We start from the raw sequence: 16,521 nt of genomic DNA, 5'->3' as shown, positions 1-16,521 counted from the left end.
AAAAATATCAATCGTCACGTAAATTCTCTCCTACTAATTCGTAAGGTTCCGCTAACGATTTAATACGTTCCATAATTCGTGCAGCTTTTGTCTGCTCAGATCCATCTCTTGTAATCGAAAGATGATGTTCTAATGCTTTGAAATCAAAGTTTGAACTGAAGAATGTCGGTAATTCTTGAACCATTCTGTAATGCAGCAGCGGTCCAATCACTTCATCACGCACCCACGGTGTAACTTCTTCAGCACCGATATCATCAAGCATTAAAATTTCAGCTTCTCTGACCACTTGCAGTTTGCGCTCAAAAGAACCATCTTTAAAACCGTTCTTTAATGTACGGATAAATTCCGGCAAGTAAACAATGGTAGACGGAATCAATTCAGATTTCAGCTGATTGGCAATTGCACCTAATATAAAGGATTTGCCTGTGCCGAAAGAGCCGTATAAGTATAAACCTTTGACCCTTTTGCCTTTCACTATATCATCACATAATCGTTTGGCTGCCATTGCGACATCCAAACGATTACGGTTATCCATATAAATATCGTTTAATTTCGCATCCAGTGTATCTCGCTGCATATGATGCGACGTAATCAAATGTGCTTCTTTCTGCTCTTGATCATGTTTGATTTTACATGGACATGGAAGGTATTTGATTTTGATTCTGCCATTTTCAATATAAAGTTCAGGTACATGCCCCTTTACAAAATTAGGACAATCTTTGAATTCATGACCATCATAATGTTTTTGCTGATCTTTATACTCTTGCAAAATATTCAAATCTTCTTCAATCATACGATTTGTGACCTCTGATTGATGTGCTTCTAAAAATTTTTTGACATCCGGGTCATTGACAACATCCCTTTTTATCTTTTCAAAGCGTTTTTGAAAATCCGGTGATGTCTGCATAATATTGCTGAATCGTTTCATGTTTATTCATCCTCCTTCCATGTTTCATTTAATTGTTTTAAAAAGGCTTCTCTATCTTTTAAGAATTGTTCATCATGTGTATCTACTTTTCGTTTTTCGCCTTTTTTACGGCGTTTTTCATGCTGTCTGTTCAACAGCCAATCCGGAGTGATTTCTTTCGATACCGTTTGCTTTCTATAATCATTGAACTTGCTGCGATTTTTGTAATTTTGCGGCTGCTGTGCTTTCTCTTTTTGCGATTGCTGCATCGACTTGACATGCTTAAAGGCTTCTTTTGCCGAACTGAAACCTTTTTTCTTCCAATTAGAAGCAATTTCTAAGATATACGTTTTAGGCAGCTGACTATCATTTTTCAGCATTACATATTGCAGTAAGATATTTATCACTCCAAACGGCAGCTGTTCACGAACAATCAAGTCTTCAATTAAATACTTTTGACTTGGTGTCGGTTCTGAATCCGACCAGCTGGTTAACATATCTACCGGACTGGTTTCATCTAACAGTTGATACCACGCTTCAAACTCCTCGTCTGTTTTAGGCATTGTTGTCAGCGATACCGTAGTTTCTTTTGCTGGTGCAGCATTCGGCATATCTGCTTTAGCTTCTAATGAAGGCAGTTGATTTTCATGCTCAATCGCATAATAGGCACGCGCTTGTTTACGCAACTCTTCAAACGAAATTTTCTGTGCACTTGTCAGCGATTTTAAAATCAAGTTCTTCATACCTTCAGGTGTAATGCCGTATAATACTGCTAATTGTGTAATAAGATGCTTAGATTTTTCTTCGACAATTTCAGCACTGACAAAATGATTGCTCAGCAATTGATACAGCAGTTCGAAATCAAACTGAATCCGCTCTAAGTTCATTCCTTCATATCGCGGAGTTTCCATAATTGAATTGGTTGTATCCATCTGTTCAAATACATGATTCGGTACTTTAAATACATCTGTAAAATTGCGCGTCACTTCATGATACTCATCTAAATTAATGGGAGTGCTTTCAAAATAGCGTCTTAATTCATGGAATCTTTTACCGCCTGCTTCTTTATACAAATAGACAGACAACATAGGATCATTAAAGAATTTCTTAGATGTGGGAGGTTCTATTAATTGATAGACAAACTGTGAATATTGCTCGTTATGTTTGGCAAATGTTTTAACTAACCCTATCGCTTCTAAACGATTCATCTCTTCTCTGAAATCGCCTAAGTTTATCTTCAGTTCACTCATAATCACATAATGAGTTTTATTGCTTTCAGCAGGATATGACGCAAACTGCGACAGATAATGGTATACACCGATAGCTGTTGTGCCGATTAGCGGCGTAAACAAGCGATTAAGCACTTCTAATTGTGCTTCAGATAGTTTTTCAGCTTGCAATACTTTAAAAGGATCTTGAGGTCGTAAACCGAAATCGCTTTGACGCATCATGATTATGATTCACTCCGTTTATTCTTTTCTTGCAAAATACCTTGCATCGACGCAAGTAATTGATCGACATCTTTAAATTCTTTATAAACTGATGCAAACCGTACGTAAGATACTTGATCTACGTGCATTAATAAGTTCATCACATGTTCGCCTATTTCTCTTGAAGAAACTTCTGCTTGACCTTCATCTCTTAGGCGCCACTCAACTTTATTGGTAATATCTTCAAGTTGCTGATAGCCTACTGGTCTCTTTTCACATGAACGAACTAGCCCATTTAAAATCTTATCACGTGAAAATTGTTCACGCGTACCATCTTTCTTCACAACGATTAATGGACTCATTTCAATATGTTCGAATGTGGTAAAACGAGTCCCGCAATTTTCACATTCACGGCGTCTGCGAATGGCATTAGCTTCATCAGCATGTCTGGAATCTATTACACGAGAATGTGTCGAATTACATTTAGGGCATTTCATTCATTTTCACCTCTTTTATTGATTAGGCCTATTATACTATAAAAATTGTTGTCACAAAAGAAAGGAAACTAAGACATGAAAAAACCAGTTAATTGGAGCCCTACTTCCAATTAACTGGTCAAAAATTTATGACAGCAGTATCAATTAAGCTGTTGCTGTTTCTTTAGTCTTTAACAATTCACCAATTTGAACTGCAATATCAACGACACGGTTTGAATAACCCCACTCGTTATCGTACCAAGCGATAACTTTAACTTTCTTGTCATCCATAACAAGTGTTGACATTGAATCAACGATTGCTGAGTTAGGGTTTGTATTGAAGTCTACTGATACTAACGGTTCGTCTGAAACTGCTAATACACCGTCTAAATCAGCATCTTCAAATGCTTTGTTAACTTCTTCAGCTGTAACATCTTGTTTTAAGTCTACAACTAAGTCAACAAGTGAAACGTTTTTAGTCGGCACACGTAATGCCATACCATGCAATTTACCTTCTAATTCAGGTAAAACTTCTTTCAATGCTTTTGCTGCACCTGTTGAAGTTGGGATAATACTTTCGTTGCATGAACGCGCACGACGTAAATCTTTGTGCGGATTATCAATATTCTTTTGGTCGTTTGTAATCGCGTGAACAGTTGTCATTAAACCATTTTCAATTCCGAAGCTGTCGTTTAATACTTTAGCTACTGGACCGATACAGTTTGTTGTACAAGAAGCATTACTGAAGATGTCGTATTCTTCAACATCTAAGTCTTCGTTGTTTACACCTTTAACAACCATTTGTACATGGCCGCCTTTTGAAGGACCTGTTAATAATACTTTTTTAGCACCTGCTTTAATGTGCGCATCTGCTTTGTCGCCATGATTGAATTTTCCTGTTGCTTCTATGACAATGTCAATATTTAAATCTTTCCAAGGTAAATTTTCTGGATTACGATCTGAAACTAATTTAATATCATGACCATCAATACGAATACCATTTTCTGTCGGTTCAACTTCACCGTCATATTTTCCATGTGTTGTATCGTATTTTACTAAATGTGCAATTGTTTCTGGAGGATAACTCGCATTGATTGCTACCACATTTAAGTCATCATTTTTAGAAGCAATACGCAAAACCATGCGTCCAATGCGTCCCATTCCATTAATTGCAATATTCGTTGTCATAAAAAGCACCCCTCGATTTTTATATGTGTTATACTTTATGGAATAAGTATAGCATATTTACGTAAAAATGAAAGCGTTTTATCAAAATTAACAAAAAAATTACTTATCATTAATGATAAGCAATTTTTGATTTCATATTTACATTGTTATTGAAACTGAATTAAACCTCTTCAGAGCTCTTAATATAGCCTTCTTGTACAAGCAATGCTTCTAGGTTTTGTTTTAATTCCAATAGTGTACCGCGGTTATCAATTACATGATCAGCCATGCGGCGTTTTTTGTCTATTGAAATCTGACTGTAAACACGTGCTTTAGCTTCCTCTTGTGTTAAATCATTACGTTCCATTAAACGTTCCACTTGAATACTCTCAGAAGCATATACCAACCAAGTTTCATCTACAGTATCTTGCAAATTATTTTCAAATAACAACGGAATATCCATGATGACATTATAGCCTTGTTCCAGATATGCTTCTTTTTGTTTTTCCATCAATTCTCTCACAATCGGATGAATGATATTGTTGAGTTCTTCGCGCTTTTTGTCATCGTTAAACACAATTTCGCCCACATATTTACGATTCATTTCGCCATTTTCATCTATTGCTTCATCTCCGAAAGTTCGGCGGACTTGTTCTAAACCCTCAGAACCTTTTTCTACCGCTTCTCTCGCCGCAATATCAGCATCTACAATTTTAAAGCCGTGTACTGCTAACAACTCGGAAACGGTAGATTTTCCAGTTCCGATTCCGCCAGTTAGACCTATTACCTTTTGCATATTAAAATCTCCCTCGTTCACAATTTATTTTTGACAGTTTGGACAAAAGTGACTGTTTCTTCCTGCAATCACTTCTGTTTCAATCGGACCATTACATACCGGACATACCTTTTTCTTATATACATTCAAGTAATCTTGCATATGGCCGGTCTTTCCGTCTGCGTGGCGATAATCAGATATACTTGTACCGCCTTGTTCAATGCCTAATGCTAAAACATCCACGACTGCTTCAAACACACGCTGCTGTTCTTTTTGACTTAAAGATTGTACCGTGCGTTTAGGATGAATACGTGCATTAAATAAAGCTTCGCAAGCATAAATGTTGCCGCACCCTGCTATGACTTTATGATCCAATATGACCTGTTTAATCGGTTTATTCTTATATTTACCCAATTTTAACTGTTGTTGGTAATGTGCCAACGCATTTTCATCAAAAGGTTCAGGTGCCATATCTTTAAATGACGCATATGCCGTAATGTCATCTACATTTCTGATTTCACCGAACCGTCTGATATCTGAAAAGATCAATTGCTTGCCACTACTCAACTTAAAATTGACATGCCAGTGTTTTTTGTAATTCGGTACAATAATCTCATCTAAATGATTCACCACAAAATAACCGCCAGTCATACCTAAATGACTGACAATTACTCTGCGGTCGCTATCATTTTCCAGATAGAGAAGGATATATTTGCTTCTACGTTCTACACGTGTAATTTTATATCCCTTTGTACGATTTTTAAACATGGATAAGTCCATTTGTTTAATAATTGTATCTCTGTTCTCTTTCTTTCCCGTTATAACTTTATCAGAGAATACTACATCTTCTATGGTTTGATTCACCACAAAAGGCTCTATTCCTCTTTTTACGTGTTCAACTTCTGGTAATTCCGGCAATCTTGTACCCTCTTTCTATTTTGCATCATACCAAGTAGGTCCGTAATTCGTATCTACTTGTAAAGGAACTTCAAGTTCTATCGCATTATCCATAATTTCTTCGATAAAGGCACTGAACGCTTCAACTTCGCTTTCAGGCAATTCAAAGATCAGCTCATCGTGTACTTGTAGTAATAAATGCGCATTGAAGTCTGTATCTTGTATTGCTTTGTCATAATTGACCATTGCAAGTTTGATAATATCTGCAGCACTGCCTTGAATCGGTGTATTCATGGCTGTACGTTCTGCGAAACTGCGTCGGTTGAAATTACGGCTGGTAATATCTGGAATATATCTGCGTCGATGCAGCAATGTTTCTACGTATCCTTTTGCTTTCGCATCTTTAACAATATCGCTCATATATTGTTTCACACCTGGGAAGCTGTCTAAATAGTCATCAATAAATTGTTTAGCAGCTTTTCTTGTGATTCCTAAGCTTTGGCTGAGACCATAATCACTGATACCATAAACAATTCCGAAGTTGACTGCTTTGGCTTGTCTGCGCATTAAACCATCGACATCATCCGCTTCGACATTAAAGACTTTCATCGCTGTTGCAGTATGAATGTCATGTCCTTCTCTGAATGCTTTCATCATACTTTCATCTTCAGTAATGTGTGCTAATACACGTAATTCGATTTGAGAGTAGTCCGCAGATAGTATCACATTGCCTGATTCTGCAGGTTTAAATGCTTTTCTGATACGTCTGCCTTCTTCTAAACGAACAGGAATGTTCTGCAAATTAGGATCAACTGAAGATAGACGCCCTGTTTGTGCAAGTGTTTGGTTAAAGTGTGTATGAATACGATTATCGGCTTGTATTACTTTTTGCAAGCCTTCAACATACGTTGATTGCAGTTTTGAAAGTTGGCGATATTCTAAAATATCTTCAATAATCGGATGTTCGCCTTGTAACTGTTCAAGTACATCTACTGCTGTAGAATAACCTGTCTTTGTCTTTTTAATAACAGGCAGCCCTAACTTTTCAAACAAGACTACACCTAGCTGCTTCGGCGAGTTTAAATTAAATGATTCGCCTGCTGCTTCATGAATACGTGCAATCAATGTATCAAGTTTGCCTTGAATTTCGCTTTCCATCTCTTTAAGTTCTTCAACGTCCGTATAAACACCCAGTTCTTCCATTTTGCCTAAAATACGTGCTAACGGCAATTCTAAGTCTTTGAATAAATCTAGTTGATTGTATTCTTTTAATTGGTCATGCATAATCGGCACACATTGATTAATAGCATCTAATATCGCCGCTATATAAGGATTAAGGACTTCATCCTCTGGAATTTGGCGTTTGCGTCCTTTGCCGTATACATGTACCGCTTCAGCCACATAATTTTGTCCATATTGGCTGACTACTGAATGTACATCATCAATCGAACGCGATGGATCTAAAATGTAACTTGCAAGCATAATATCAAAGGTAATGTTTTGAATATCAATATTCAAACGATGTGCTTCTGCATACGTTTTTTTCGCATCGTAAACATATTTTTTCGTATCTTTATTTTCTAACCATTGAACAAGTGCAGAGTGTTGTGTTACTTCTGACCCGTCAATCACCACATAATGGTCATCTGTATGCAGACCGAATTTTAAAATATCTGCTGTTAAATAGTCGCCCTCATCCACTTCAAAATGAATCGCAGCAGCTTCTAATTGATTAAAGTCGATAGCATCAAAATCTGTCTCTACTTTATATTCTTTTGCACTTTCACTTTCAACATCAGCATCCACATCGATTTGATTCAGCATTTGTTTAAAGTCTAATTCTTTAAAGAGTTCGATTTTTTGTGATTGATCTGTATCTTCAGGTCGTTTCGTATCTTTCAATGAAACTTCAATCGGGCTCTCTACGTTAATAGTGGCTAACTGTTTGCTCATTAATGCATCTTCATGTCCGTTTTCAAGTTTTTCTTTTAACTTCTTGCCGGACACTTCATCCAAATGGTCGTAAAGATTTTCAACAGAATCAAATTGATTCAATAATTTAATCGCTGTTTTTTCTCCTACACCTGCAATACCAGGAATATTATCTGATGTATCACCCATTAAACCTTTCATATCAATAATTTGAGACGGTTTAAGTCCATTATATTTTTCAGCAATAAATGCAGGTGTATAGTGGTCCACATCTGTTACACCTTTTTTCGTATAATAAATGGTTACATTATCTGTCGCAAGCTGCGTTAAGTCGCGGTCGCCTGTTACAATAATCGTCTGCATCCCTGCTTCGTCAGCTGCTTTGCTTAATGTACCGATAATATCATCCGCTTCATAATTCTCTAACTCATAATGTTTAATATGATAAGCATCTAAAAGTTGTCTGATCAGCGGGAACTGTTCACTTAATTCTGGTGGCGTCTTTTGTCTTCCGCCTTTGTAATCACCATATGTTTGATGTCTGAATGTTGTTTTGCCCGCATCAAACGCGACTAAGAAATGCGTCGGATTTTCTTCTTTGATAATTTTTTCTAATAACATCGCAAATCCATATGTCGCATTCGTATGAATTCCAGCGCGATTCGTTAATAGAGGCAATGCATAAAATGCACGGAAACTTAAACTATTTCCATCAATTAACACTAATTTTTCCACACTATAACCTCCAGAATTGGTTTGGTTCTATTTTATCATATGTCTGTATGCCACTCATAAAAATAGCGCCGGAAATTCATCCGGCGCAAAGATTATGAGATTTTATTAGATTTATTTTTATTGTCGAAAAAGATAACTTTGAACGTTGTTCCGACACCGACTTCACTTTCAATTTGAATACGGCCATGATAAGCCTCAACAATGTGTTTTGTGATAGAAAGACCAAGACCCGTACCGCCAGAATCTCGGCTGCGTGCTTTGTCTACGCGATAGAAGCGTTCAAACACATGCTTTTGATCTTCAGGCGCAATACCAATACCATAGTCTTCCACTTCTAGGACACATTTCTCTTTATCTTTGTACACTCTCACATGGACAACACTGTCTTTTGGCGAATAGTTGATCGCATTGCTGACGATATTCACGACAACTTGTGCAATTTTAGATTCTTGTGCATCAATCAACACATAATCTTCGATTTCAGTGTCTAATGTGATATTTTTCTTTTTGCCGTTCGTATACAGCGTTTTGACAGTATTTCTGGTCACTTCAGATAAATCAACAGGCTCTGTAGTAATTTCTGTCTGCTGTTCAATGTGAGACAAATCAAGCAAGTCTTCCACTAATGATTCAATGCGGTTCGACTCTTTCAAGATAATATTTAAGAATTCATCCAATGTAGTTTCATCATTTTTAGCACCGTCTATCAACGTTTCCGCAAAACCTTTAATAGATGTAATCGGTGTTTTCAACTCGTGCGATACATTTGCGACAAATTCGCGACGCAAGTTCTCAAGTTTCTTCAAGCTGGTAATATCATGGAGCACAACTACCATGCCTTGAAGCCTTTTTTTCTTGCGCGACAAAATCGGTACGCACACTGTATCAAAGTATCTTTCATGTACATTGTTCAAGTAAATTTTAACTTGATCATTGATCGTTTTTTCAGTTTTGAATGCATCGATAATCAACGTATTGAGTTTGCCTTTAATCACTCTATTATAGTTTTTGTTTACTACACTTGATTCCGGATTGAACATATCATAATAAGCAGTGTTCGCAATTACAATCTTGCCATATTTATCAATCATCAATACAGAACTTGGAATGTTCTCAAGTGTTGTTTTTAAACGATTAGATTGAATCTTTTGTTCGTTATACATTTTCTGCAAACGGCGTGCCAACTCATTCGTCGTAACGAATAAATCACGTGTCTCTTTGACATTGCTTTCAGGAACACGAATATGGTAATGCCCTTGTGCAAGCAATTTCGTCGCATATGTCACATCATTGATGGGTCTGATATACGTACGGTTGATATTTCTGACAATTAAAAAGACAAGTACAATAATAAACAGTCCGATAATCGCAATATATTTCCATGCTTCAAATTGAAGCTGCGTAATCTCGTTGTTATACCCTGTAATGATGACAAAATGATCATTCGCAATAAACTTATACGTAAATCTGTGGTTGCCTTTATGCGTATCGTATAAAAGATTCGACGGGTTGCCGACAACATTGATGTTCTTGTTAGGCGGGACATCATTTCCTGCCTTAAATAATGTTTTGCCTCCATCATTGTTATGTATGGATACTGCAAAATTATTTAAATGTGCAAATTCTTTGATGGTCTGTTCGTGATGCTTTTCATATGACTCATTGATGCGTTCGGCATCATGCTTTAAACTTTCCGCATCCCTTTGAGAGATAGTCGTGTAAATCGCATGATTGATTAATAATCCTAACGCAATGAGACAAGAGATAATCAGTACGGCTAACGTAAGCAGTAAGCGTGTGTAGAACTTCAATTAGCTGACTTCGGTCTTTCTAATTTATAGCCTAAACCACGAACAGTTTTAATCAATTTCGGCTGCTTAGGATTTTCTTCTAATTTATCTCTTAAGTGACTGATGTGCACATCAACAATTCTTGAATCTCCTGTAAATTCATAGTTCCATACAGAGTTCAGCATATGCTCTCTTGTAATCACACGTCCTTGACGCTCAATTAAATATAATAATAATTCAAATTCTTTAGGGGTTAATTCTAATAATTCGTTGTTCTTATATACTTCAAAATATTCAGGTCTGATTTTGATTGAACCTATAATAACATCTTCGTTATCTGTTTCATCTTCTTTTTGGCTGTGCACTTGTTTAGATCTGCGTAAAATTGCTTTAACACGTGCGACGACTTCTCTTGGAGAGAATGGTTTTGTCATATAGTCATCTGCACCTAATTCCAGACCTAAAACACGGTCAAATTCATCATCTTTCGCAGTCAACATTAAAATCGGAACAAGATTTTTATCTGAACGAATCGATTTGCAGACTTCGATACCGTCTAATTTAGGCAGCATTACATCTAATACGACCAAATCAGGTTGAACAGCGTCTAGTTTTTGGAGCGCTTCTTCTCCATCATAGGCCACTTCTACTAAATAACCTGCTGTTTCCAAATTATATTTCAGCAACGTTACAATTGATTGTTCATCATCGACTACTAAAATTTTCTGAGTCATGGTAGTACCCCCTGTGTATTTTTCAACCTAATTATAACTTATATTTTCATAAAGATAACATACTATGTATTAACTTTACACAATCTTAACATTAGGTTAATAACAAAATAATTTGAAAGGTAAAAATAAAAGCTATACCGCTCCCCAAAGAGCAGTATAGCTTTCCATCTATTATGAATGGATTATAAGTTTTTAATTAATTCATCAGCGAATTCAGAAGTTTTAACTTCTTTAGCGCCTTCCATCATACGTGCAAAGTCGTAAGTTACAACTTTAGATGCAATTGTTTTCTCAATTGAATCTGTGATTAAGTCAGCAGCTTCTTGCCAACCTAAGTGTTCTAACATTAACACTGCACTTAATAATTCAGATGATGGGTTTACTTTATCTTGGTCAGCGTATTTAGGTGCTGTACCATGAGTCGCTTCGAAGATAGCATGACCAGTATCGTAGTTGATGTTTGCACCTGGTGCAATACCGATACCGCCGACTTGTGCAGCCAATGCATCTGAGATGTAGTCACCATTTAAGTTCATAGTTGCTACTACATCGTATTCAGCTGGACGTGTAAGGATTTGTTGCAAGAAGATGTCCGCAATTGAATCTTTGATGATGATTTTGCCGTCTGCTTCAGCTTGATCTTGGATTTTGTTTGCTTCATCTTTGCCTTTTTCTTCAACTAGGCGATCATATTGCTGCCAAGTGAATACTTTGTCGCCGAATTCATTTTCAGCTAAATCGTAACCCCATTGTTTGAAAGCACCTTCAGTGAACTTCATGATGTTCCCTTTGTGTACTAATGTTACTGATTTGCGGTTGTTATCAATCGCATATTGGATTGCAGAACGTACTAAACGTTCAGTACCTTCTTTAGATACAGGTTTTACACCGATACCAGATGTTTCTGGGAAGCGGATATTTTTAGCACCCATTTCATCTTGTAAGAAATCGATTAATTTCTTAGCTTCTGGTGTACCTTCTTTAAATTCGATACCTGCATAAATATCTTCAGTGTTTTCACGGAAGATAACCATGTCAGTATCTTCTGGACGTTTAACTGGTGATGGAACACCTTTGAACCAACGTACAGGACGTAAGCATGCATATAAGTCTAATGTTTGACGCAATGCTACGTTTAATGAACGGATACCTCCGCCGATTGGTGTTGTTAAAGGTCCTTTGATTGCGATAAGATATTCTTCAATTGTATCTAAAGTTTCTTGAGGCAGCCATTCGCCTGTTTCGTCATAAGCTTTTTGACCTGCTAAGATTTCTTTCCATTCAATTTGTTTTTCGCCGTTATAAGCTTTTTCAACAGCAGCGTCTAATACGCGGCTTGCTGCTCTCCAAATATCTGGTCCAATACCATCGCCGATGATATAAGGGATGATAGGATTGTTAGGTACTAATAAACCGTCTTCTTGTTTTACAATTTTTTCTGGTGCCATTCTAAATTCCTCCGTTAATATAAATTATTGTGATGATTCCAAGTCGTCTCTTTATTTAATATTAGCGATCTTCGATAGGTACATATTCACGATTTGTTTCGCCGATATATTGTGCACGCGGTCTCATAATACGGTTATCTCTATATTGTTCGAAGATATGAGCTAACCAGCCTGAAGTACGGCTGACTGCGAAAATCGGTGTAAATAAATCATGAGGAATGTTCATGCTGTGATATACAGTTGCACTGTAGAAGTCAACGTTTGCGATAATGCCTGTACGTTCCTTCATTAAATCTTCAATTTTCACTGAGATATCATACAAGTGTTTTTGACCTGTTTCATCAGTGATTTTCTTACTCATTGTTTTTAAATACTTAGCACGAGGGTCGCCGTTTTTATATACGCGGTGACCAAAGCCCATTACTTTTTCTTTGTTTTTCAATTTATTATCAATATATGGTTCTACTTCATCTACTGAATGAATTTCAGACAGCATATTCATTACACGTTCGTTTGCGCCGCCGTGTAAAGGTCCTTTTAATGAACCTACAGCTGCAACAATACCTGAATACATATCAGAAAGTGATGATACAGCACAGCGTGCAGTGAATGCTGAAGCATTTAATTCATGGTCAGCATGCAATACTAATGCTTTGTTAAACGCTTCTACTTCAATGTCGCTTGGTTCTTCACCGCGCAGCATATATAAGAAGTTAGCTGCATAGTTTAAGCCTTTTTTAGGATAAACAGGCTCTTTGCCTTGTCTTACGCGTTCGAATGAAGCGACTAATGATGCCATTTTCGCTTGAATTCTGATCGCACGGTCATACTTTTCTTCTTCAGTTTCGCTTTCAGCATTTTCATCGAAATGCGCAACATAAGAAACTGAAGTTCTTAGTGCTGTCATTGGATGAACGTTGTCAGTTGCATAGTCTTCGAAATGATCATAAACTCTTTGATCTAATTTCTTATACTCGTATAGTTTTTCTTGCAACTCATTTAATTCATCTTGTGTTGGAAGTCTATAGTTCCATAATAAGAAAATGACTTCTTCAAATAATGCGTTTTCTGCTAAATCATCGATGTCGTAACCAGCATATGTCAGTTGGCTATCGATAATTGAGCTTACCTTTGTTTCAGCTGCAATTACCCCTTCTAAACCTTTATGCAATTCTGCCATATTAATTTCCCCTTTTCTATAACAAATTGAAATGGCTTTCATTTAGTATTATATCCAATATGAACGCTTTTGTGAACAATTTAGAAACTTTAAATTAAGCGCTGATACTATTGTAATTACCCGTACACAGCGAAAAATGCAATTTCCCCTCTTAATTCTGGTAATATATTACATTTTTATAGCTTAAAGTAACGATTTCATCATGATTTCAGCCATCCATTTTAAATTATTATCATTCATAATAACTATATTTCATTGAGAATTGCATGAAAATTCTCATTATTTCCAAAAAATATTTGTCATCTTGAAGGGATATGTGCATAATATTATTAAGGTGCAAAAAGGGAGTTGTTTTTAAACTATGGCAAACAATTTACAAAGAGAACTGAGCAATCGTCACATTCAGTTGATTGCGATTGGTGGCGCAATCGGTACTGGATTGTTCCTGGGGGCAGGACAGACGATAGCGATGACAGGACCTTCCATCTTATTAACCTACATCATTATCGGTTTGATGTTATTTATGTTCATGAGAGGCTTAGGTGAAATTCTGATTTCAAATACTAACTTCAAGTCTTTCGCCGATGTAACAAATGAGTACATAGGACCTTTTGCAGGGTTCGTAACCGGCTGGACATATTGGTTATGTTGGATTATTACAGGGATGGCAGAAGTTACAGCAGTCGCAAAATATGTCAGCTTCTGGTGGCCGCAGATTCCTAACTGGGTCAGCGCTCTGTTTTGTGTCATTATCTTAATGGCCTTCAACTTATTAAGTGCGAAAATTTTCGGGGAATTAGAGTTCTGGTTTGCGATCATCAAAGTGACAACTATCATCGTTTTAATTGTCGTTGGTCTTGGCATGATTTTCGTAGCGTATGAAACGAAATTCGGTCATGCAAATGTGGCTAACCTTTATAATCACGGTATTTTCCCTAAAGGTATTTCAGGTTTCTTCATGTCATTCCAAATGGCAGTGTTCTCATTCGTTGGGATCGAATTAATCGGTGTAACAGCGGGTGAAACTAAAGACCCTGAAAAAACGATTCCGAAAGCAATCAACAGTGTACCTGCACGTATCTTGATTTTCTACGTTGGTGCACTTGCAGTGATTATGTCTATTATTCCTTGGTATAAAGTCGACCCGTCAGATAGTCCGTTCGTTCGATTATTCGCATTGGTCGGAATACCATTTGCGGCTGGTATCATCAACTTTGTGGTATTAACAGCAGCTGCTTCATCTTGTAATAGCGGTATTTTCTCAAATAGCCGTATGTTATTCGGATTATCAAGACAAGAACAAGCACCGCCTATTTTCCATAAAACAAATAGAAACGGTGTACCGCACATTGCGATTATCGTCTCATGTGCCCTATTACTTGTCGCAGCTTTATTAAACTATATTGTTCCGGATGCTACTTTAGTATTTACTTACGTAACAACAGTATCAACAGTATTATTCTTAGTCGTTTGGTCATTAATTACAATCGCGTATATCAACTACCATAGACGCGAACCTAAAAACCATAAAAATGCAATTTATAAATTGCCGGGCGGTAAGTATTCAGGTTATGCAATTTTAATCTTCTTCATCTTTGTATTCGGATTATTATTTGTCAACCCTGTCACAAGAACAGCGATTTTCTTATCACCGATTTGGTTTATCATGTTAGGTTTAATGTACTGGAGATACACACAACAACTTAAGAAACATCAATCATAAAACCAAAAATAAAAAGCACCCAATAAACAAATCAAACGCCTGCACATCTTATTTTGTGCAGGCGTATCTTTTTGCGCTTATTTTTCAGCGGCTTTATTAGTATATTGTGTTAAAAGCGAAATGAAATATTCAATGAAATCCAAATATGTCTTTTTATCTACATATTCGTTGATTTGATGTGCTGTACTGCCAGGACCGTACATTAAGAATGGGAAGTTTTCATCTTTGCCTTTTAATAAGTTAGATGCATCTGTAACCCCTGGCATAGGTGTAATTAAAATCTCTTTATTAAACATATCCTTTGCGATTTGGTAACCTGTTTCGATTAAAGTATTTTGACCTGTTGTAATGACAGGATCTAAGTCTAAATATAAATCTTCTTTTAAATCTGCCCCGTTGTTGTTAGCGGCTTTTAAATGATGGTTGAAGAGTGCTTTAACATCGTCATTGTTATATTCAGGTACCGTTCTGATATTGAATTCAGCTGTTGCGCGATCTGGTACAGAATTGACTTGATTGCCGCCGTTGAAAATCGTATTGCTGATGACAAGACCAGATAATACTTTTTGCGCTTCATTTAAATCTACTTTATCACCAAAGCGGTGTCCTAAATGATTAACCATTTGCGTGAAGTCTAATTGACTTGTATTCAATGTACGAAGTGCTTCTTGATAAGCTTCATCTATATTTAATACAAAGTGCATTAAAGGCTGAATCGCATTGCGTCCGATTATCGGCATAGAACTGTGTGCTGCTTCACCATAAGATGTAATGCGATAATCCATAGAACCTTTATGTGCATATACAATGTTTGTTTCTGACGGTTCTGCAATAATCAATGCATCGACATCATCCATGTATCCTTTTTCATACAACTGTTTAGAACCTAATTGTTCCATTTCTTCACCGCTGGTTGCCATGAATTTAATGGTACCTTGTTTCAATAAGTCTTGTTCCTTGATTTCAATTAAAGCAATCGCCAGTGCTGCTAAACCTGATTTCATATCAGAGGCACCGCGCCCATAAAGCTTGCCGTCTGCTTCAGTTAATTCGAACGGAGGATATTTCCATGCATCGCGATCCCCTTCTGATACGACATCCATATGACCAGAAATACCCACTACAGGTGAACCGCTTCCGATTTTAGCGATTAAATTCACACGTGTCTGTGTTATCTCATCTATTTCAGTTTCAATTCCATGCGCTTCAAACAGCCCTTTCAAATATTGGGCCACTTCTATCTCATTATCATTCACAGAATTAATATTGACGATATTACTCAAAATTTCAACACGTTCTTCATTAGTTAATACTGACATTCAGAAAT

Annotated in this window: 13 protein-coding genes; 1 reads left to right on the top strand and 12 read right to left on the bottom strand. The window is 36.7% G+C overall.

All coding sequences use genetic code 11. From position 1 onward, the window contains the following. Window positions 1-7: 7 nt before the first annotated feature. The 11 genes from dnaI to DVJ99_RS03620 form a co-directional block, all read right to left on the bottom strand. Window positions 8-928: a primosomal protein DnaI gene (dnaI, locus tag DVJ99_RS03670; protein WP_114603185.1), complete on the bottom strand. Its 921-nt coding sequence runs from the start codon at window positions 926-928 to the stop codon at window positions 8-10. Between the two features lie 2 nt (window positions 929-930). Next, on the bottom strand, window positions 931-2,358 hold the full coding sequence (locus tag DVJ99_RS03665; protein ID WP_114603184.1) for a replicative helicase loading/DNA remodeling protein DnaB: 1,428 nt from the start codon (window positions 2,356-2,358) through the stop codon (window positions 931-933). Between the two features lie 2 nt (window positions 2,359-2,360). Further along, window positions 2,361-2,834 carry a transcriptional regulator NrdR gene (nrdR, locus tag DVJ99_RS03660; RefSeq protein WP_105992583.1) on the bottom strand — a complete coding sequence of 158 codons (474 nt, stop codon included), beginning with the start codon at window positions 2,832-2,834 and terminating at the stop codon, window positions 2,361-2,363. Between the two features lie 144 nt (window positions 2,835-2,978). Next, entirely contained in the window at window positions 2,979-4,001 is a 1,023-nt protein-coding gene (locus DVJ99_RS03655; RefSeq protein WP_105992582.1) for a glyceraldehyde-3-phosphate dehydrogenase, read from the bottom strand. Window positions 4,002-4,161: 160 nt separating this feature from the next. Then, complete coding sequence (coaE, locus tag DVJ99_RS03650; RefSeq protein ID WP_114603183.1) at window positions 4,162-4,776, bottom strand: dephospho-CoA kinase; 615 nt, start codon at window positions 4,774-4,776, stop codon at window positions 4,162-4,164. Between the two features lie 24 nt (window positions 4,777-4,800). Next, on the bottom strand, window positions 4,801-5,673 hold the full coding sequence (mutM, locus tag DVJ99_RS03645; RefSeq protein WP_114603182.1) for a bifunctional DNA-formamidopyrimidine glycosylase/DNA-(apurinic or apyrimidinic site) lyase: 873 nt from the start codon (window positions 5,671-5,673) through the stop codon (window positions 4,801-4,803). Window positions 5,674-5,688: 15 nt separating this feature from the next. Further along, window positions 5,689-8,319: a DNA polymerase I gene (gene polA, locus DVJ99_RS03640; protein WP_114603181.1), complete on the bottom strand. Its 2,631-nt coding sequence runs from the start codon at window positions 8,317-8,319 to the stop codon at window positions 5,689-5,691. Window positions 8,320-8,411: 92 nt separating this feature from the next. After that, window positions 8,412-10,130, bottom strand: coding sequence for a two-component system histidine kinase PnpS (gene pnpS / locus DVJ99_RS03635; protein ID WP_114603180.1), 1,719 nt, complete (start codon window positions 10,128-10,130; stop codon window positions 8,412-8,414). Beyond that, window positions 10,127-10,843, bottom strand: coding sequence for a response regulator transcription factor (locus tag DVJ99_RS03630; protein WP_105992577.1), 717 nt, complete (start codon window positions 10,841-10,843; stop codon window positions 10,127-10,129). The genes pnpS and DVJ99_RS03630 overlap by 4 nt, the downstream gene beginning before the upstream one ends. Window positions 10,844-11,025: 182 nt before the next feature. Continuing rightward, complete coding sequence (gene icd, locus DVJ99_RS03625) at window positions 11,026-12,291, bottom strand: NADP-dependent isocitrate dehydrogenase (protein WP_114603179.1); 1,266 nt, start codon at window positions 12,289-12,291, stop codon at window positions 11,026-11,028. 61 nt (window positions 12,292-12,352) lie between these two features. After that, window positions 12,353-13,471, bottom strand: a complete 1,119-nt coding sequence (locus DVJ99_RS03620; protein ID WP_105992575.1) for a citrate synthase — start codon at window positions 13,469-13,471, stop codon at window positions 12,353-12,355. Between the two features lie 361 nt (window positions 13,472-13,832). Here DVJ99_RS03620 and DVJ99_RS03615 point away from each other — a divergent pair, with 361 nt between their 5' ends. After that, on the top strand, window positions 13,833-15,194 hold the full coding sequence (locus DVJ99_RS03615) for an amino acid permease (protein ID WP_114603178.1): 1,362 nt from the start codon (window positions 13,833-13,835) through the stop codon (window positions 15,192-15,194). 77 nt (window positions 15,195-15,271) lie between these two features. Here DVJ99_RS03615 and DVJ99_RS03610 read toward each other — a convergent pair whose 3' ends face one another. Next, window positions 15,272-16,513, bottom strand: coding sequence for an ArgE/DapE family deacylase (locus DVJ99_RS03610; RefSeq protein ID WP_114603177.1), 1,242 nt, complete (start codon window positions 16,511-16,513; stop codon window positions 15,272-15,274). Window positions 16,514-16,521: the final 8 nt, after the last annotated feature.

The organism is Staphylococcus sp. EZ-P03 (assembly GCF_003344575.1).
Taxonomy (GTDB): domain Bacteria; phylum Bacillota; class Bacilli; order Staphylococcales; family Staphylococcaceae; genus Staphylococcus; species Staphylococcus simulans_B.
The sequence above is the reverse complement of the archived record's forward strand: the minus strand, read 5'-3'. Positions and strand labels throughout refer to the sequence as shown.